General features: G+C 42.2%; 13 protein-coding genes. 2 read left to right on the top strand and 11 right to left on the bottom strand.

The genetic code is table 11. The annotated features are described in order from the left end of the window. The 11 genes from ABJV04_RS15355 to ABJV04_RS15305 form a co-directional block, all read right to left on the bottom strand. Positions 1-351, bottom strand: a 351-nt coding sequence (locus tag ABJV04_RS15355; protein WP_348491120.1) for a GTP-binding protein, incomplete at its 3' end; no start/stop codon positions are given. A 63-nt stretch (positions 352-414) separates the two neighbouring features. Beyond that, positions 415-2,517 carry an elongation factor G gene (fusA, locus tag ABJV04_RS15350; protein WP_348492447.1) on the bottom strand — a complete coding sequence of 701 codons (2,103 nt, stop codon included), beginning with the start codon at positions 2,515-2,517 and terminating at the stop codon, positions 415-417. Between the two features lie 24 nt (positions 2,518-2,541). After that, on the bottom strand, positions 2,542-3,012 hold the full coding sequence (rpsG, locus tag ABJV04_RS15345) for a 30S ribosomal protein S7 (protein WP_216049829.1): 471 nt from the start codon (positions 3,010-3,012) through the stop codon (positions 2,542-2,544). Positions 3,013-3,089: 77 nt separating this feature from the next. Next, complete coding sequence (gene rpsL, locus ABJV04_RS15340) at positions 3,090-3,464, bottom strand: 30S ribosomal protein S12 (protein WP_008845957.1); 375 nt, start codon at positions 3,462-3,464, stop codon at positions 3,090-3,092. Positions 3,465-3,652: 188 nt separating this feature from the next. Beyond that, the gene (rpoC, locus tag ABJV04_RS15335; RefSeq protein WP_348492446.1) at positions 3,653-7,834 is read right to left on the bottom strand and encodes a DNA-directed RNA polymerase subunit beta'; all 4,182 of its coding nucleotides are present in this window, start codon (positions 7,832-7,834) and stop codon (positions 3,653-3,655) included. Between the two features lie 88 nt (positions 7,835-7,922). Beyond that, the gene (gene rpoB / locus ABJV04_RS15330; protein ID WP_348492445.1) at positions 7,923-11,957 is read right to left on the bottom strand and encodes a DNA-directed RNA polymerase subunit beta; all 4,035 of its coding nucleotides are present in this window, start codon (positions 11,955-11,957) and stop codon (positions 7,923-7,925) included. 285 nt (positions 11,958-12,242) lie between these two features. Then, a complete protein-coding gene (rplL, locus tag ABJV04_RS15325; RefSeq protein ID WP_216049825.1) occupies positions 12,243-12,614 on the bottom strand; it encodes a 50S ribosomal protein L7/L12 in 372 nt (123 codons plus the stop codon). 57 nt (positions 12,615-12,671) lie between these two features. Next, positions 12,672-13,190 (bottom strand): 50S ribosomal protein L10, encoded by a 519-nt coding sequence (rplJ, locus tag ABJV04_RS15320; RefSeq protein WP_303475514.1) that lies wholly within the window; start codon positions 13,188-13,190, stop codon positions 12,672-12,674. 348 nt (positions 13,191-13,538) lie between these two features. After that, complete coding sequence (rplA, locus tag ABJV04_RS15315; RefSeq protein ID WP_303475513.1) at positions 13,539-14,237, bottom strand: 50S ribosomal protein L1; 699 nt, start codon at positions 14,235-14,237, stop codon at positions 13,539-13,541. Positions 14,238-14,240: 3 nt separating this feature from the next. Further along, on the bottom strand, positions 14,241-14,669 hold the full coding sequence (rplK, locus tag ABJV04_RS15310) for a 50S ribosomal protein L11 (protein WP_348492444.1): 429 nt from the start codon (positions 14,667-14,669) through the stop codon (positions 14,241-14,243). 256 nt (positions 14,670-14,925) lie between these two features. Continuing rightward, positions 14,926-15,465: a hypothetical protein gene (locus ABJV04_RS15305; RefSeq protein WP_348492443.1), complete on the bottom strand. Its 540-nt coding sequence runs from the start codon at positions 15,463-15,465 to the stop codon at positions 14,926-14,928. Between the two features lie 697 nt (positions 15,466-16,162). Between ABJV04_RS15305 and ABJV04_RS15300 the strand changes: the two genes are divergently transcribed. Further along, the gene (locus ABJV04_RS15300; protein WP_348492442.1) at positions 16,163-17,821 is read left to right on the top strand and encodes a glucan biosynthesis protein G; all 1,659 of its coding nucleotides are present in this window, start codon (positions 16,163-16,165) and stop codon (positions 17,819-17,821) included. Continuing rightward, positions 17,808-19,775 (top strand): glucans biosynthesis glucosyltransferase MdoH, encoded by a 1,968-nt coding sequence (gene mdoH, locus ABJV04_RS15295; protein ID WP_348492441.1) that lies wholly within the window; start codon positions 17,808-17,810, stop codon positions 19,773-19,775. The genes ABJV04_RS15300 and mdoH overlap by 14 nt, the downstream gene beginning before the upstream one ends. Positions 19,776-20,228 lie beyond the last annotated feature (453 nt).

Raw genomic sequence — 20,228 nt, 5'->3', positions numbered from 1 at the left:
ACGTGTTTGAGGCATAGGACCATCAGTTGCCGCAACAACCAAGATTCCGCCGTCCATTTGCGCAGCACCAGTGATCATGTTCTTAACATAATCCGCGTGTCCTGGGCAATCTACGTGTGCATAGTGACGTGAAGGAGTATCATATTCAACGTGAGACGTTGAAATTGTGATACCACGTTCACGCTCTTCTGGAGCGTTATCGATTTGATCAAATGCTGATGCAGCACCACCATAAGTCTTTGCAAGAACTGTAGTGATTGCAGCTGTTAGCGTGGTTTTACCATGGTCAACGTGGCCAATTGTACCAACGTTTACATGGGGTTTCGTACGTTCAAACTTTTCTTTAGCCATTTTTCTCGTTTCCTAATTTAAAAGTCCGACCCTGTAACAGACCGGACCGAACCTTCATTTAGATTAATTTCTTGCTTCAACTATTGCTTTAGTCACATTATTGGGTGCTTCAGCATAATTAAAGAATTCCATAGAATATGAAGCTCGCCCCTGCGTTGCGCTTCGCAATGCAGTAGCATAGCCAAACATTTCAGAAAGAGGAACCTTAGCACGTACAATTTTTATACCCGCCACACCTTCATCCATGCCATCAATTACGCCGCGACGACGATTTAAGTCACCAACGACATCACCCATCCAGTCTTCTGGAGTGGTGACTTCAACTTTCATAGTCGGCTCAAGCAATACAGGATTCGCAATCTCTACGCCTTCCCTAAAGCCCATTGAACCGGCTATCTTAAACGCCATTTCTGAAGAGTCAACATCATGGAATGAACCATCAAACAAAGTAACTTTGACATCTAGCACGGGGTACCCAGCTAAAACACCATTTTGCATTTGTTCTTGGATACCCTTGTCTACTGATGGAATATACTCTTTAGGAACGATACCGCCCACTATTTCATTCACAAACTCGTAGCCCGCACCTTCTTCATTTGGCTCGATCTTCAACCAAACATGCCCATATTGGCCACGTCCACCTGACTGACGAACAAATTTACCTTCCACTTCCACACTTTTGCGAATTGTCTCTCGATATGCAACCTGAGGTTTACCCACATTACATTCAACATTAAATTCACGCTTCATGCGGTCAACAATGATGTCCAAATGCAATTCTCCCATTCCTGAGATAATTGTTTGTCCAGACTCTTCATCAGTTTTTACGCGGAAAGAAGGATCTTCTGCGGCAAGTTTACCCAAAGCAACACTCATTTTATCTTGGTCAGCTTGAGAACGAGGCTCAACCGCAATGGAAATTACCGGTTCAGGGAATTCCATACGTTCAAGGGTAATGATGTGCTTAGGATCACACAAGGTATCTCCAGTCGTCACATCTTTCATTCCAATTGCTGCTGCGATATCACCAGCGCGCACTTCTTTTAACTCTTCGCGGTCTTTAGCATGCATTTGCACGATTCGACCAAAGCGTTCACGTTTACCTTTTACAGCGTTATAAACAGCATCACCTGTATTTACTACACCGGAATAACAACGGAAGAACGTTAATGTGCCAACAAATGGGTCAGTGGCAATTTTAAATGCTAAGGCAGAAAACGGTTCGCTATCGTCTGCATGACGTTCAGCTTCCGTTTCATTCTTATCACTAAGTACACCAGTGATTGCAGGAACATCAACAGGTGCGGGCAAAAACTCGATTACAGAATCAAGAACTGCCTGAACACCTTTATTTTTAAACGCTGAACCACAGGTCGCCACCACAATTTCATTGTTAAGTGTACGAATCCGTAATCCAGTTTTAATTTCTTCCTCGGAAAGCTCTTCGCCTTCCAAATATTTATTCATCAGTTCATCAGAAGCTTCCGCTGCTGCTTCAACCATTTCAGTGCGAAGTTCATTCGCCCGATCCAGTAAATCTGCAGGAACGTCTTCATATAAGAACGTCATACCTTGATCAGCTTCATTCCAATTAATGGCTTTCATCTTGATCAGATCTATAACGCCTTTGAAGTTCTCTTCAGTACCAATGTTCAATTGAATAGGTACACAAGTGGCCCCTAAACGATTGTTAATTTGCTCAACTACGCGATCGAAGTCAGCACCTGTACGGTCCATTTTGTTGACAAATACCATGCGCGGAACACGGTATTTATCAGCTTGGCGCCATACAGTCTCAGATTGGGGTTCAACACCCGATGAGCCACAAAATACAACCACTGCGCCATCTAATACTCGTAATGAGCGTTCAACTTCAATGGTGAAGTCTACGTGCCCAGGCGTATCGATGATGTTGATCCTGTGCTGGTCATACTGTTGTTGCATGCCAGACCAGAAACAAGTGGTTGCTGCGGAGGTAATTGTAATCCCCCGCTCTTGCTCTTGCTCCATCCAATCCATGGTAGCAGCGCCATCATGGACTTCACCAATCTTGTGAGACAAGCCGGTATAAAACAAAACGCGCTCAGTCGTCGTCGTTTTGCCCGCGTCAACGTGAGCAACGATTCCGATATTACGATAGCGTTCAATTGGATGTTTACGAGCCATTTAGTCCTCTCTAAGAAGCTTTGACTACCAACGGTAGTGTGCGAACGCTTTGTTCGCTTCAGCCATACGGTGAACGTCTTCACGTTTCTTAACCGCAGAGCCTCTGTTCTCAGACGCATCTAGCATTTCAGCTGCTAGGCGTTGAGCCATTGATTTCTCACCACGTTTACGTGCTGCATCAACCATCCAACGCATACCTAATGCATTACGACGTACAGGACGAACTTCTACTGGTACTTGGTACGTAGAACCACCAACACGACGAGACTTAACCTCGACTGTAGGGCGGATGTTGTCCAATGCTTCTTCGAATACATCTAGGTGAGCTTTACTGGTTTTTTCAGCAACGATGTCTAACGCACCGTAAACAATTTTTTCAGCAGTAGATTTTTTACCATCCAACATGACAACGTTCATGAATTTGGCAAGTAATTGTGATCCGAACTTAGGATCTGGTAGGATTTTTCGTTGACCTACAACTCGTCTTCTTGGCATCTTAATATTCTCCGTGGGAATTCAGGTATAACCCAAAACTCAAAATTTAATAGTTTGGCCTTACTAACGGAGAACCGTTAAGACTTAGGCCTTTTTGCGCCGTATTTAGAACGGGCTTGTCTACGGTCGTTTACGCCTGCGCAGTCTAAAGTACCGCGAACAGTGTGGTAACGAACACCTGGTAAATCTTTAACACGACCACCACGAATAAGAACAACACTGTGCTCTTGTAGGTTGTGACCTTCACCACCGATGTATGAAGAAACTTCAAAACCGTTGGTTAAACGAACACGGCATACTTTACGTAAAGCTGAGTTCGGCTTCTTAGGCGTGGTGGTATATACGCGAGTACATACGCCACGTTTCTGTGGGCAAGCCTGTAAGGCAGCGACGTTGCTTTTTTCAACGGGCTTCTTACGAGGAGAGCGCACTAACTGGTTAACTGTTGCCATTAACTAGGGCTCCTGGTTAATAAAAAACTACTATTTTGCCCGTTTTACCGGGCGCTGAAAGCGAAAAATCCGCGCCCAAAATATTGCGTTAGCAAATTTCGGGTCGCGGAATTCTATAGATCATAAAACAAACTGTCAAGAAAAGTCTTTGACTAACTGAGGCTAGCCAAAGAAATTCTTAAATATTGTTACTCGTCGCTAGAACTATTGCCAGCTTCAGCGTTTAGCGCTTCAGTTAAGGCAAGCTCTGCTTCAGAGGCTGATACTGAGGTTTCTTCAACCATCATAGCAGCTTGTTTCATTTTCGCTCGGTTCTGGTGGTATGAGAAACCGGTTCCTGCTGGAATCAAACGACCAACAATAACGTTTTCTTTCAGACCACGTAACTCATCTTCTTTACCTTGCACTGCTGCTTCGGTAAGAACACGAGTTGTTTCTTGGAACGAGGCTGCTGAAATGAATGATTCAGTAGATAGTGAAGCTTTGGTAATACCAAGCAACTGTGTCTCATACTGAGCAGGGATTTTGCCCTGTTTTTCAATTTCACGGTTAGCAACTCTAACGTTCGCAACTTCAACTTGCTCGCCTTCAAGGAACTGGGTATCACCTGGGTGAGTAATCAAACACTTACGCAACATCTGACGAATAACAACTTCGATGTGCTTATCGTTAATTTTAACCCCTTGTAGACGGTAAACTTCTTGAACTTCGTTAACAATGTAGTTAGCTACTGCACTGATACCACGAAGACGCAAGATGTCATGTGGTGACTCTGGACCATCGGCGATAACTTCGCCTTTCTCCACAGATTCACCTTCAAACACGTTAAGCTGACGCCATTTAGGGATCATCTCTTCGTAATGATCACCTTCTTTCGGTGTGATAACTAAACGTTTCTTACCTTTAGTTTCTTTACCGAAGCCGATAGTACCGGAAACTTCAGCAAGAATTGCAGGCTCTTTAGGCTTACGTGCTTCGAACAAGTCAGCAACACGCGGCAGACCACCGGTGATGTCACGAGTTTTCGAACTTTCCTGAGGTATACGTGCTAACACGTCACCTTCACGGGCCGCCATACCATCTGATGCTTCGATTGTAGTAAAGCTAGGCAGACGAATTTCCTGCAAACCAACTTCATCACTTTCTAGGATAAGTTTTGGCTCTTTCGCATTCGCTTTGGTTAAATCTTTAACCACGATACGCGTTAGACCGGTTAACTCATCTTGTTGCATTTCGGTATTCGAATCATCAACATCAGCAAAGCTAATTTTCGCTTTACGTTCAGTGATAATTGGATGCGAATGCGGATCCCAGTTTGCGATAACATCACCAGCACTAATTGCTGCGTTATCATCAACAGAAAGGATTGCACCGTAAGGCACTTTATAACGTTCTTTTTCACGACCTTGGTCGTCAATTACAGTTAATTCAGTTGAACGTGAAACGATAACAACTTTGTCGTCAGCGTTACGTACATATTTAGCATTATGTAATTTCAATGTACCTGTAGTTTTAACTTGTACACTGTTCTCAGCAGATGCTCTAGATGCAGCACCACCGATGTGGAACGTACGCATGGTTAACTGTGTACCAGGTTCACCGATAGACTGTGCGGCGATAACACCCACAGATTCACCGAAGCCAACCATATGTCCACGAGCCAAGTCACGACCGTAACATCTTGCACAAACACCGAAGTCGTTGTCACAAGTGATTACTGAGCGAACCAAAATTTGGTCAACTGAGTTCACTTCTAGCATGTCAACCAAACCTTCATCTAGCAGAGTATTACGCTCTACTAAGACATCGTTAGTGCCTGGTTTAATAACATCTTCTGCTACAACACGACCCAATACGCGTTCGCGCAATGGTTCTACAACGTCACCACCTTCGATAAGAGGAGTCATTTTCACCCCTTCGAATGTGCCACAGTCTTCAGTGTTGATAACTAAATCTTGTGCAACGTCAACTAGACGACGAGTTAAGTAACCCGAGTTAGCTGTTTTCAATGCCGTATCGGCCAAACCTTTACGAGCACCGTGAGTAGAGATAAAGTACTGAAGTACGTTTAGACCTTCACGGAAGTTCGCGGTAATTGGCGTTTCAATGATTGAACCATCTGGTTTCGCCATCAGACCACGCATACCCGCCAACTGACGAATCTGAGCGGCACTACCACGAGCACCAGAGTCAGCCATCATAAACACTGAGTTGAAAGAGTCTTGCTCTTCCATTTCACCGTCACGATTTTTAACTGATTCTTTAGATAGGTTCGACATCATCGCTTTAGCAACGTCTTCGTTTGCACGAGACCAAATATCGATAACTTTGTTGTAACGCTCACCAGCTGTAACTAGACCTGATTGGAACTGTTCTTGAATTTCAAACACTTCTTCTTCAGCGGCTTCAATGATGTCTTTCTTAGCATCAGGGATAACCATATCATCGATACCAACAGATGCACCCGCGATCATCGCGTAGTGGAAACCGGTATACATGATTTGGTCAGCAGCGATTACGGTATCTTTCAAGCCAAGTACACGGTAACAAGCGTTCAACAAACGTGAAATCTGCTTTTTACCCATAGGTTGGTTGATAATTTCGAAAGGCAAACCTTTAGGCAAAATCAATGAGAAAATCGCGCGTCCAACTGTAGTATCAGTCAGAGTCACTTTTTCTTTCTTGCTACCATCAGCATCTACATCATATTCAGTGATACGTACTTTAACGCGAGCATGAAGTTCAGCATTACCTGTACGGTAAGCTTTTTCAGCTTCGTGAGGGCTGGTGAATACCATGCCTTCACCCAAACCATTTACACGGTCACGAGTAAGGTAGTACAAACCTAATACAACGTCCTGTGAAGGAACGATGATTGGCTCACCATTAGCAGGTGACAAAATGTTATTGGTAGACATCATCAAGGCACGAGCTTCAAGCTGTGCTTCGATTGTCAACGGTACGTGTACCGCCATTTGGTCACCATCGAAGTCAGCGTTGTACGCCGCACACACTAGTGGGTGCAACTGTATCGCTTTACCTTCGATCAAAATTGGTTCGAACGCCTGTATACCCAAACGGTGAAGAGTAGGTGCACGGTTAAGTAGAACTGGATGTTCACGGATAACGTCATCTAAAACGTCCCATACTTCCGGTGCTTCACGCTCTACTAATTTCTTAGCGGCTTTAATCGTTGTTGCAAGACCACGGCCTTCTAATTTTCCATAGATGAACGGCTTGAACAATTCCAATGCCATTTTCTTAGGAAGTCCACACTGATGTAGACGAAGAGTAGGACCAACGGTAATTACAGAACGACCAGAGTAGTCAACACGTTTACCTAGTAAGTTCTGACGGAAACGACCTTGTTTACCTTTGATCATATCTGCCAAAGATTTAAGAGGACGTTTGTTAGAACCGGTAATAGCACGACCACGACGACCGTTATCAAGAAGTGCATCAACCGCTTCTTGTAACATACGTTTTTCGTTGCGCACGATGATATCAGGTGCAGCAAGGTCTAGTAGACGCTTCAAACGGTTGTTACGGTTGATAACACGACGGTATAAATCGTTCAAATCTGAAGTCGCAAAACGACCGCCATCTAGTGGTACCAATGGACGCAAATCCGGTGGTAAAACTGGCAGTACTGTCATGATCATCCACTCAGGCTTGTTACCTGATTGTTGGAATGACTCTAACAACTTCAAACGTTTAGTAATTTTCTTACGCTTAGTTTCAGAATTGATACTTGGCAATTCTTCACGCATCGCAGCAACATCAGCGTCAACATCAAGTACTTTAAGCAATTCGAAAACCGCTTCTGCACCCATCTTAGCTTCAAACTCATCGCCATGCTCTTCTAACGAGTCAAGGTACTCTTCTTCAGTAAGAAGTTGAGAACGCTCAAGAGTCGTCATACCAGGTTCGGTAACAACATAGGATTCGAAATAAAGTACACGTTCGATATCACGCAATGTCATGTCTAACATCAAACCGATGCGAGACGGCAATGATTTTAGGAACCAAATGTGCGCTACTGGGCTAGCCAGTTCAATGTGACCCATACGCTCACGACGTACTTTGGTCAATGTCACTTCTACGCCACATTTTTCACAAATCACACCACGGTGTTTAAGGCGTTTGTATTTACCACACAAACACTCATAGTCTTTAACCGGACCAAAGATGCGGGCACAGAAAAGGCCATCGCGCTCTGGTTTAAACGTACGATAGTTAATGGTTTCAGGTTTTTTAACCTCACCAAAAGACCACGAACGGACCATGTCCGGAGAAGCAAGACCGATTCGAATATTATCGAACTCTTCGGTTTTGTTCTGTTGCTTAAGAAACTTTAATAAGTCTTTCACTTTTTTCTCCCAGCGGAGTGGTGTTACAAAACCTGACTAGCCAGTTTAGCTAGTCAGGCTCTCTTTTCTTTCGATCAATCAGAGTTAACTAATCGTTTTGCTCTTCTAATTCGATGTTGATACCTAGAGAGCGGATTTCTTTCAACAATACGTTGAAGGATTCCGGCATACCAGGTTCCATACGGTGATCGCCATCCACAATGTTTTTATACATTTTGGTACGGCCATTCACGTCATCGGATTTCACAGTTAGCATTTCTTGCAAGGTATAAGCAGCACCGTATGCTTCTAGTGCCCACACTTCCATCTCTCCGAAACGCTGTCCACCAAATTGAGCTTTACCACCCAATGGTTGCTGTGTAACCAAGCTGTAAGAACCCGTTGAACGTGCATGCATTTTGTCATCAACCAAGTGGTTAAGTTTCAGCATGTACATGTAACCTACAGTTACAGGACGTTCAAACGAACGGCCAGTACGGCCATCAAACAACGTGATTTGTCCGCTTTCTGGAATATCAGCCAACAGTAACAAGTCTTTAATTTCTCGTTCAGTTGCACCATCGAACACAGGTGTTGCAATTGGAACACCCTTACGTAAGTTTTCAGCAAGACGTTTGACTTCTTCATCAGTGAAGTTATCAATATCAACCTCTTGGTGAGACTTACCTGAGCTATAAACTTCTTTCAAGAAGCTTCTTAACTTAGCTAATTCTTCGTGCTCTTTAACCATACGGTCAATCTTCACACCCAAACCATGAGCAGCCATGCCCAAGTGGGTTTCTAGAATCTGACCGATGTTCATACGCGAAGGTACACCAAGTGGGTTAAGTACGATGTCAACAGGAGTACCGTTTGCATCATAAGGCATATCTTCCACTGGTTGGATAGTCGAGATAACACCTTTGTTACCGTGACGACCGGCCATTTTATCACCAGGCTGGATATGACGCTTAACCGCCAAATAAACTTTAACAATCTTCAACACGCCCGGCGCAAGATCATCACCTTGGGTGATTTTGCGACGTTTGATTTCAAACTTGTTATCGAAATCAAGTTTAATTTCACTGTGTTGTTCAGCGATTTGATCAAGTTCTAATTGTGCGTCTTCGTCTTGTAACGTTAGATCAAACCACTTTTCACGAGGCATACTGTCAAGTTTAGCTTGATCAATACCACTGCGTAGCAATAGGTTTGTCGCACGTGCAAAGATACCGTCAGCTAAAATACCGAACTCATCACCCAAGTCTTTTTTGACTTGACGTAATTGCATATCTTCGATTTCAAGAGCACGTTTATCTTTTTCAACACCATCACGGGTGAAAACTTGAACGTCAATAACAGTACCGTGAACAGAGTTAGGTACACGCAAAGAAGTATCTTTAACGTCTGACGCTTTTTCACCAAAAATGGCTCTTAATAGTTTTTCTTCTGGAGTCAGTTGGGTTTCGCCTTTAGGCGTTACTTTACCAACTAAGATGTCACCACCTTTAACTTCAGCACCAATATAAACCACACCAGACTCATCCAGCTTACCAAGAGCAGATTCACCAACATTAGGTATATCAGCACTGATTTCTTCTGGACCAAGCTTAGTATCACGAGCAATACAGCTAAGTTCTTGAATGTGGATAGTAGTGAAGCGATCTTCTTGGGCAACACGCTCAGAAATAAGGATTGAATCCTCAAAGTTATAACCATTCCAAGGCATAAATGCGATACGCATATTTTGACCTAACGCCAACTCACCTAAATCGGTAGAAGGACCATCGGCCAATACGTCACCAGTAACAATAGGGTCACCTACGTTACAAGTTGGTTTTTGGTTAATACAAGTATTCTGGTTAGAACGGGTGTATTTAGTTAGGTTGTAGATATCAATACCTGCTTCGCCAGCAGCCATTTCTTCTTCATTAACCTTAATTACTATGCGACTCGCGTCAACATAGTCAACTGTACCACCACGTTTGGCGATGATAGTTACACCTGAATCAACAGCAACTGTTTTCTCCATACCTGTACCAACTAAAGGCTTATCAGCTTTTAGCGTAGGTACTGCTTGACGTTGCATGTTTGCACCCATCAATGCGCGGTTAGCATCATCGTGTTCTAGGAACGGGATAATTGACGCCGCTACAGATACGATTTGCTGTGGAGAAACATCCATATACTTGATGTCTTCAATTTGCATCAAAGTAGTCTCACCACGGTAGCGGCAAGGGATTAGTTCTTCAGTTAGTTTACCATCATCGTCTAAAACAACGTTTGCCTGTGCGATTGCAAATTGACCTTCTTCAATAGCAGAAAGGTAATCGATATCGTCAGTAACAACGCCGTCAACAATTTTACGATAAGGAGTTTCAAGGAAACCAAAGTCATTGGTACGGGCAAAACTCGAAAGAGAGTTGATCAAACCGATGTTTGGACCTTCAGGAGTTTCAATTGGACAAACACGACCATAGTGAGTCGGGTGTACGTCACGTACTTCGAAACCTGCGCGTTCACGTGTCAAACCACCTGGGCCTAATGCAGAAATACGACGTTTGTGTGTCACTTCTGAAAGCGGGTTGTTTTGATCCATAAACTGAGACAATTGGCTTGAACCAAAGAACTCTTTAACCGCTGCCGAAATTGGCTTAGCGTTTATCAAATCCTGAGGCATGATAGCGTCAAGGTCACCTAAACTTAGGCGCTCTTTAACAGCACGTTCAACACGTACTAAACCAACACGGAATTGGTTTTCAGCCATTTCACCAACAGAACGGATGCGACGGTTACCTAAGTGGTCGATATCATCCACTTCATCTTTACCATCACGGATGGTAATCAATTGCTTCATTACAGCAATGATATCTTCTTTATCTAGTGTACCTTCGCCGATCAACTCTTCGCGACCAAGACGACGGTTGAACTTCATTCTACCTACAGCAGACAAGTCATAACGATCATCTGAGAAGAATAAGTTACCAAATAAGGTTTCAGCGGCATCTTTAGTTGGTGGCTCACCAGGACGCATCATGCGATAAATTTCAACTAAAGCTTCAAGGCGATTAGTTGAGCTATCGATACGTAGGGTGTCTGAAATATATGCACCGTGATCTAGCTCATTAATATAAAGTGTATCGAATGAGGTAAGGTCAGAGGCTAATAACGCTTCAAGTGATTCCACTGTCAGTTCGTCATTCGCAGCAACAATTACTTCACCGGTTTCTTCATTAATGTAGTCTTTAGCGATTACACGACCTACTAGGAACTCAGCAGGTACTTCTAATTCAGTCACTTTGGCTTTTTCAAGAGCACGAGTATGACGAGCAGAAATACGACGACCGGTTTCTACTAGAACATTTCCTTCGCCATCTAAGATGTCAAACTGTGCAGTTTCACCACGTAGACGCTCAGGAACAATGTCCATCATGAATTTATCATCCACTATCTTGATAAGATCTTTATCAAAGAACACATCAAGAATTTCTTCAGTGGGCATTTCCAATGCACGTAACATGATAGTCGCAGGTAATTTACGGCGACGATCGATACGAACATATAAATTATCTTTCGGGTCAAATTCGAAGTCTAACCAAGAACCACGGTAAGGAATAACACGTGCGTTATAAAGCACTTTACCTGATGAGTGTGTTTTTCCTTTATCATGATCGAAGAACACACCAGGTGAACGGTGAAGTTGAGACACGATTACGCGCTCAGTTCCATTGATCACAAAAGTACCGTTTTCGGTCATGAGTGGTATTTCACCCATGTAAACTTCTTGCTCTTTGATATCCTTAACCGTTCCAGGAGCGGCTTCTTTATCGAACAATACTAGACGGAGCTTTACCCTTAGTGGCGCAGAAAAAGTGACACCGCGGATTTGACATTCTTTAACGTCAAAAACTGGCTCACCTAAACGGTAGCTCACATATTGTAATTCAGAATTACCTGAATAACTTTTTATGGGGAAAACTGATCTAAAAGCAGCTTCTAGTCCATAATGACCGTCAACATCGATATCGATAAACTTCTTAAAAGAATCGAGCTGGATTGAAAGAAGGTAAGGTATCTCTAATACCTGCGGGCGTTTGCCAAAATCCTTACGGATACGTTTCTTTTCGCTATTGGAGTAAACCATGGGTTCCTCAGCATTCTGATTTTTGACCCAACTTGCTTAGTAAAGCGCTTTTACTAAACAAACTTCAAGCACCCTTTGCGGCGTGATTTTCAAGCATACACCAATTTTTCTAAAGTTTTAACACTTAACTTATTGGTTTTATGTCACTTTTCAACCACGTTTGCGCATCAAATCGAAGGATAGTTCTAAAGGGTATAAATGCCCTATCCTACAGCGCAAAAAGGCTGGTGATTAAATAATCACCAGCCCGAGCCTTTTCAGGCAAGTAATCTGTCAACAGACAAATTACTTAAGTTCCACTTCTGCGCCAGCTGCTTCAAGTTCAGCTTTAAGTGCTTCAGCTTCTTCTTTAGCCAAACCTTCTTTGATAGCTTTAGGTGCTGATTCAACAACATCTTTAGCTTCTTTAAGACCTAGGCCAGTTGCGCCACGTACTGCTTTGATAACAGCAACTTTGTTAGCGCCAAATGAAGTCATTACAACGTCAAATTCTGTTTGCTCTGCAGCAGCTTCAGCAGCTACAGCAGGACCAGCAACAGCAACAGCTGCTGCAGCAGAAACGTTGAATTTTTCTTCAGCTGCTTCGATTAACTCTACCAATTCCATAACTGGCATTTCAGCAATCGCGTTTAATATATCATCTTTAGTTAGAGCCATTTTCTCTAAACTCCTGGGGTTAAATGTTAAAAAATTTGTTAATGCCAAACACGAAAATTATTTTTCGTCTTTGATCGCCGCCAATACACGCACAAACTTGCCTGGAACTTCGTTGATTGTACGAACGAATTTCTCGGCAGGTGCTTTGAAGGTAGCAAGTAATTTTGCTAGTGCTTCGTCGCGAGTTGGAAGTGAAGCAACTGCGTCCAATTTCTCTGGACCCAATAAACCACTACCAATTGAAAGCGCTGTTACTTTAAGCTTGTCATTTTCTTTAGCGAAATCTTTAAATAGACGTGCTGCACCGCCAGGTGCGTCTAAAGAGAATCCGTAAATCAAAGGACCAGTTAAAGCTTCATCTATATCAGAAAACTTACTGTCTGCTAAACCACGTTTTGCAAGTGTATTACGTACAACTTTAAGAAATACGCCTTGCTCACGAGCTTTAACACGCAGGTCAGTTAGTTCTGAAACTTCCATCCCACGGTATTCAGCGACGGCAACGGATAGAGCTTGAGATGCAACTTCACTTACTTCTGCTACGATCTCTTTTTTTGCTGCTAAACCTAGTGCCACTGAGTTCACCTCTTGTTAACTGAATGCAATATCATCATGATTTCACATCCAGAGTTCCAGATTGATAAACCGTTGAATATTGCCAAACAATATTCGCTGATTTACCGCTCTACGGTGTTCGTTTCCCCAGAGAGTCTGAGTCGAAATCACCGTCTGCGCAGGCATTTTACGTATTAAGCGAAATATTTAATGTAGGTGCTCTCTTACTTCACCTACTATTTCGCACCTGCGGTCTTGGACGGGAGCATGTATTTAACTTAGTTAAAAACAGCTCCAACCCATAACCTTTAGAGAGATGAGCAATTGCTCATAAGCCAATTACGATAAATGAGTTATCAAATCGGTAATTTATTTCAAGCCTAGGCTAACTGGATCAAGTGTTACACCAGCACCCATAGTGGTACTTAGGCTAACTTTCTTGAAGAATGTACCTTTAGCAGAAGAAGGCTTAGCTTTCTTCAATGCTTCTAGCAATGCATCAAGGTTTTCTTGAATCTGATTTGCTTCAAACGCAATTTTACCAATGCTTGCATGGATAATTCCGTTTTTGTCGTTTCTGTAACGAACCTGACCAGCTTTAGCATTTTTAACTGCTGTTGCTACGTCTGGGGTTACTGTGCCAGTTTTAGGGTTAGGCATAAGTCCACGAGGACCTAAGATTTGACCTAACTGACCAACAACGCGCATTGCATCTGGAGAAGCAACAACTACGTCAAAGTTCATTTCGCCTTTCTTAACTAAGTCAGCAAGATCTTCCATACCAACGATGTCAGCACCAGCTTCTTTAGCTGCTTCTGCGTTTGCGCCTTGAGTAAATACTGCAACGCGTACTTCTTTACCAGTACCGTTTGGAAGCACTGTAGCGCCACGAACGTTTTGGTCAGATTTACGAGCATCAATACCCAGGTTAACTGAAACATCTACACTTTCAGCAAACTTTGCAGTAGCTAATTCTTTTAACAAAGCAACTGCTTCATTAATTTCGTATTCTTTAGTTGCGTCAACTTTCTCGCGAATAGTGCGCATACGTTTAGTTAATTTAGCCATGTCTTATCCCTCTACTACCAAGCCCATGCTGCGTGCAGAGCCAGCGATGGTACGAACAGCTGCATCAAGATCGGCTGCAGTCAGGTCAGGTTCTTTAGTTTTCGCAATTTCTTCTAATTGCGCGCGCGTCACTTTACCCACTTTCTCAGTGTTAGGACGGCCAGAACCACTCTTAATACCGGCTGCTTTCTTCAATAAGAAAGATGCAGGTGGAGTTTTGGTTTCAAAGGTAAATGAACGGTCTTCATAAACAGTGATAACTACAGGTACTGGAGCACCTTTTTCAAGGCTATCTGTAGAGGCGTTAAACGCTTTACAGAATTCCATGATGTTAACACCTTTAGCACCTAATGCAGGACCAACTGGTGGACTAGGGTTAGCAGAACCAGCTGCAACCTGAAGCTTAATTAAGCCTGTGATTTTCTTAGCCATTTTCTTTCTCTCAAATTTGGGTCTATCGCCTCGCAAAACATAGAGATTGTTTGCTCAATCGGCTTCCCATAAAAATTAACGGTCGCGAATTATAGATTACATATCTACACTACGCAACCCTTAATTAAAGTTTTAAGTAAATTATATGACTTCGTGTTGATTGCTATGTAAACCCATCAGTATTTACTAGCTTTAGTACTTTTTAATTCTCTAGCAAGGAATTGTTTAATCACACCTAGTGAATAATAAAAACCGGCTATTCACCTTTTATACCTTGCTGTTTAGAAAAGTAGACTTGTTTTGCTTGATACATATCGAGTAGTCGCTGCTTCAGTTCCGGATTACTTTCAATTAATTTTTCAGCGTAAGCCAATGACGCTTTCTTTTCTTGTTGAACTTGCATGGCAACATCATCATCCGATGGTAAAGCGACTCGGGCTCGCATGGCAATCTCTGTCAATTTTGACTTTCTGGCTAAAAAATATTGCGGATAACAGGCTCTTTGGGTAATTCTTCCAGCCCCTTCTCTTGGTATATTTTTACACTTAACTTTAAATTTAGGATCTTCTACCAAGTCGTTAAAAGCATCGTAAAAATCAAGTTCAGTTTTGGCCATTTGCTGTCTGTAATAATATAATGGCTTGGTCCCAACCACTTCGATTTGTTCAACACTTTCTTGTAGTTGAGTTTCTAAGTGCTCTTTTTTAATTGTTTCTTTTGCAAATAGTACTGTTGGTAGTATTAGAAATAAGCCTAATGTAGAAATGCTTTTAATAACTGGTGATTTTAAATACATTCAATAAATCCTTTTAATGATTTTAAATTTTTATCTGTGGAATTAATTAATAAAAAATAGGGAACACCCCATAGACAAACAATACAGCTTTTATTCTTGGTTATTGGTGTTATACCTATTCTAAGAAGGCATTAGCCGTTGGTTCTTTTTTGGCCTATCCATTTAGTGAAATATTTACAAAGTTGGCGTCCTAATATTACCTAAAATATACTTAGCCCGCGATGCTAATTCAAATATCATCATCGGTTTAAAATACCCTTTTGAATTATTGTTAGATACTTTTTTAAACTCGCAAACTACAGTTACGTGCAAACTGTTTCTGATTTGATACACCGGCTACACCTCGCATTTTATCGACGTTTTACTCGATTAGTTATCTTCCCCCCAATGAATGTCTGTTTTTGCAGACATTAAACGAAGGTATTGTTTATTTATCACGGCTTATTTTCCCTTAAACAACCTATCAGAATTATCCCCTCAGATTAGGCACTTTAAAATAACACATAAAATCAATTACTTAACGAACTAATGAGTAGTTATTTTGATTTGGAAGAACTGGATGATTTTTCTGGTCTACTTTCTGCATAGTGGTAACTAACACCCGTTATTTCTCAAGCCGTTTTCTCAGTAAATGAATACCAACAATAATGGTTGGCAACTTTAAACGGCTAAAAAAACAATCATAGGTAGGATAGAAATGCGAAAATTGGTTACACAAAAAACCAACAAAAAAATGGATAAGCAGACTTCCTTAAAGGCAACTCTATTTTTGGGCCTCGGCTTAACCCTATGTGGTTCTTTATTCCTTCCGTCTCAACTCGCTACAGCTCAGCAACCCGAAAGAGTGGAAAAGCCCGAAAGTACGACGTCTAAACCAAACGTTGACAAAATTACATTTGAAATGGTTAAAGGGCAAGCCGAGAAACTTTCAACCGAAGACTATCAAAGACCCACAAGTACATTACCTAAAGAATTAGCAGATATGACCTACAGCGAATATAGAAATATTCGTTTTAATCCTCAAAAGGCAATTTGGAAAGACAAGTCGAATTTCGAACTACAACTCTTTCATCCAGGCTTTCTTTACAAAAATCCGGTGATGGTACGCCTAGTTGATAGCAATGCAGGAAGCAACACAGTTACCTTTAAGGGTGATAAATTTATATACGAAAATGAAGCCTTACCGTTACAAGGTATTGCACCACCTGACGCGGGTTTTGCCGGATTTCGTGTTCACTACCCGTTAAATACACCTAACTATAAAGATGAACTTGCAGTATTTCTTGGTGCTTCCTACTTTCGGATAGTTGGACCGGGTCAAGTTTACGGGATTTCAGCTAGAGGTCTCGCTATTAATACAGCCCACGCTTCTGGCGAAGAGTTTCCAGAATTTACTCGCTTTTGGGTAATTGAGCCTGAAGAAGACGCTGAAAACCTGATTATTTACGCATTATTGGAAAGCGAGTCTGTGACAGGTGCATACCGTTTTGAACTTGCTGCAGGACTTACCACTGAAGTAAAAGTGAACAGTCAAATTTACGCTAGAACAGACGTTGAGAAGCTGGGTATTGCTCCCCTTACAAGCATGTTGCTATCAAGCGAGACCACAACCAAATATTTCGATGATTTTAGACCTGAAGTACACGATTCAGACGGGTTGTTAATGATCAACTCTCAAGGGGAGCAAATTTGGCGTCAACTGAATAACCCTAAAACATTGCAAGTGACCTCGATGCAAGACACTCAGCCTCAAGGGTTTGGTTTATTGCAACGCGATCTAGAGTTTGCTCATTATTCAGATATAGAAGCCAACTACCATAATCGTCCCGGTATTTGGGTAAAACCTAACAACGACTGGGGTAAGGGTCGATTAGAACTAGTGGAGATCCCAACCAACTCAGAAACTAACGATAATATTGTTAGTTATTGGGTTCCTGATGAGCCTTTCAAAAAAGGTCAAACTAGAGAGTTTAACTACACTTTAAGCACGGTTTCTGGAGACTTAAAACAGAATAATCTAGCGACTGTTATACGTGCTAAAAATAGCTGGGCAGCATTACCTGGAGAAGATAATCCAGCTGAGAAAACCGTACGTAAAATTATCGTAGATTTCTCCGCCAATCAATTAACCAATTTAAACCAAAACGTTCCAATCGAAGCCAATTTGCAAGTCAACGGTGGTCAGTTTGATGAGTTAATTGTTCGTCAATTGCCCGACAAAAAGAGTTGGAGAGTTTCTTACACTCTCAAAGCTGATCAAGATAGAGCGGTTGATATGAGACTTTCATTAAGCCTAAGAGGCAAGACAATTAGTGAAGTCTGGAATTACGTTTGGAACAAAAATGAAATCGAATAATCAACAAGAGGGAGTTCAAATGTCTACTGTAACGAATGAACACTTTATAAAAGCATCAGCAAAGACGGCTCGTAAATATGCCTACGGCTTTTTTGTTCTCATTACGGCAATTACCGGCAGTTGGGCAATGACAGATATATTTTCCGTAGATGGATTTACGGCTATAGAGATTGTTCTTCTGTTTCTATTTACCCTCACTTTTTTATGGATCTCTGCGGCGTTCTGGAGCGCTATCATCGGATTTACTTTACTTATGTTGCGACGTGACCCTGTCACCCTGCAAAAAGCCATAAATAAAGCTCAGACTGGTCAACTCGATACTCGTCAACGGCAAGCCATCATAATGCCAGTATATAACGAAGATACTAACCGCATCATGTCAGGGTTCGAAGCCTGCATTAAAGAAATCGAAAAATCGGGACACTTGAGCAATTTCGATTTCTATATGTTAAGTGATACGCAACAAAAACCACTTATAGAAGCTGAACTAGTTGCTTGGAACAAGCTTATTGCAAGAATGGGTAGCGATACTGCTGCACACATGTTTTATCGTCGTAGAGAGAAGAACACGGACCGAAAAGTCGGCAATGTTAAAGATTTTTGTGAACGTTGGGGAGCCAATTACCAATCGATGATCGTGTTAGATGCTGACAGCTTAATGACTGCTGATAGCATGCTAACCTTAGTTAAAACACTGCAGAGCAACCCCAAAGCAGGTCTTATTCAAACGGTCCCTATCCCAATCAGACAGAACACCCTATTTGGTCGATTTTTACAGTTCGCCTCTAGTTTATATTGTCCAACCTTGGCTGCTGGCCAAGCGTTTTGGCAAACTGATACCGCCAACTATTGGGGACACAACGCGATAATACGAATTGACGCCTTTATGGCTTCATGCGGCTTACCTCATCTTCCAGGCGATGTACCATTTGGTGGTGAAATCTTAAGTCATGATTTTGTCGAAGCGGCTTTATTGAGACGAGCTGGCTGGCATGTGTATTTGTTAGCTGATCTCGAAGGCAGCTACGAAGAAGTTCCAAGTAATATTATTGATTATGCAACACGAGATAGACGCTGGGTTCAAGGTAATCTGCAACACCTGGGGTTACTTAAAACAGAAGGATTGAAAAACATTAGTAAACTACACTTCGTGTTAGGTGCATTTGCTTATGTATCCTCCTTGGTATGGTTTGTTTTATTACTGTTAAGTACCATTGACGCGACAGTTCGCGCTGCATCCGAAGACGTGTTTTTCACTGCCGCTCACCAGCTATTCCCAGCATGGCCAGTAGACAAGTCGGATTCCATTTTCGCGTTACTTTTCGCAACAGCAGTATTGCTTATAGGTCCAAAATTTCTAAGTTTGATCCACGCTTTAGTGTATCGAAGTTATGAGTTTGGTGGGGCGTCTAAATTAATTGCAAGCACGTTAATCGAAATCATCGTCGCTATCGTAATAGCTCCATTGATGATGGCATATCATGCTTATTTTGTACTCAATGCATTGGCTGGAAAAAATGTCAGTTGGAATGCCCAAAGCCGAGAAGGCAGAACGGTTCCGTGGTCTGAGGCTATGAAACGCACGTGGGCAGCGACAACCTTAGCTATTTTATGGGGCGCATTAACATGGTACCTAACCCCATTATTGTTTTGGTGGTTAGCTCCAGTGTTAATCGGACTAATTTTAGGTGCTCCAATTATTCATTACTCGAGCAGTTTACAACTCGGTATTTTGTCGCGCAAACACGGCATTTTTATCTGCCCATGTGAAGTTATTGAACAGCCTGTAACTAAGAGTTTGAGGTTAAGCCTTAACAACTTAGATAAACAAAGCAGATATAACAAAACAGTTCCCGAGTTACCGCCAGAAAAATGGACAGGTATGCCTATACAAATGCTAAAACCATCCGAAAAAGCATCACTAAAACATGGGCAATCTATTACTAACGAATAACCTCTTTGAAACTTAATCTGAGTTTCTCCCCACAAACTTAACTGTTGTGGGGATTTTTTTTATTTGTTGCCTAGCAACACCTACACGGGCTAAAGCCCGTGCTACAAAGCATTCGACATTACATTTCACCTGTAGGCGGGTGCTTTAGCCCCTCAAGAGCCACAAACCTAATCAATCCCTGTAGACGGGCGCTTTAGCCCCGTAATTCTATGGCCTAAAGGCCATGCTACAAAAACCTTCGACATTACATTTCACCTGTAGGCGGGTGCTTTAGCCCCGCAAGAGCCACAAACCCACCCCATTGTAGACGGGCGCTTTAGCCCCGCGTGAGCGCGAACATTTCACGGGCTAAAGCCCAAGCTACACAGGCAAAAAAAAAAGATGTCTATTTAGACATCTTTTTTTAATTTCTGCGAAGCTAAAAATCTTGGGAATATTAAACTAAAAAAGACG

Source organism: Aliiglaciecola sp. (assembly GCF_039982535.1).
Lineage (GTDB): Bacteria > Pseudomonadota > Gammaproteobacteria > Enterobacterales > Alteromonadaceae > Aliiglaciecola.
Note: the sequence above shows the minus strand (reverse complement) of the source record. Positions and strands in the feature narration are given on the sequence as shown.

Excerpts from the sequence above, each read along its gene's own strand:
- rpoB (WP_348492445.1), bottom strand. The coding sequence starts at position 11,957 with ATGGTTTACTCCAATAGCGAAAAGAAACGTATCCGTAAGGATTTTGGC.
- ABJV04_RS15300 (WP_348492442.1), top strand. The coding sequence starts at position 16,163 with ATGCGAAAATTGGTTACACAAAAAACCAACAAAAAAATGGATAAGCAG.
- ABJV04_RS15305 (WP_348492443.1), bottom strand. The coding sequence starts at position 15,465 with ATGTATTTAAAATCACCAGTTATTAAAAGCATTTCTACATTAGGCTTA.
- rplL (WP_216049825.1), bottom strand. The coding sequence starts at position 12,614 with ATGGCTCTAACTAAAGATGATATATTAAACGCGATTGCTGAAATGCCA.
- rpsL (WP_008845957.1), bottom strand. The coding sequence starts at position 3,464 with ATGGCAACAGTTAACCAGTTAGTGCGCTCTCCTCGTAAGAAGCCCGTT.
- mdoH (WP_348492441.1), top strand. The coding sequence starts at position 17,808 with ATGAAATCGAATAATCAACAAGAGGGAGTTCAAATGTCTACTGTAACG.
- rplA (WP_303475513.1), bottom strand. The coding sequence starts at position 14,237 with ATGGCTAAATTAACTAAACGTATGCGCACTATTCGCGAGAAAGTTGAC.
- rplK (WP_348492444.1), bottom strand. The coding sequence starts at position 14,669 with ATGGCTAAGAAAATCACAGGCTTAATTAAGCTTCAGGTTGCAGCTGGT.
- rpsG (WP_216049829.1), bottom strand. The coding sequence starts at position 3,012 with ATGCCAAGAAGACGAGTTGTAGGTCAACGAAAAATCCTACCAGATCCT.
- fusA (WP_348492447.1), bottom strand. The coding sequence starts at position 2,517 with ATGGCTCGTAAACATCCAATTGAACGCTATCGTAATATCGGAATCGTT.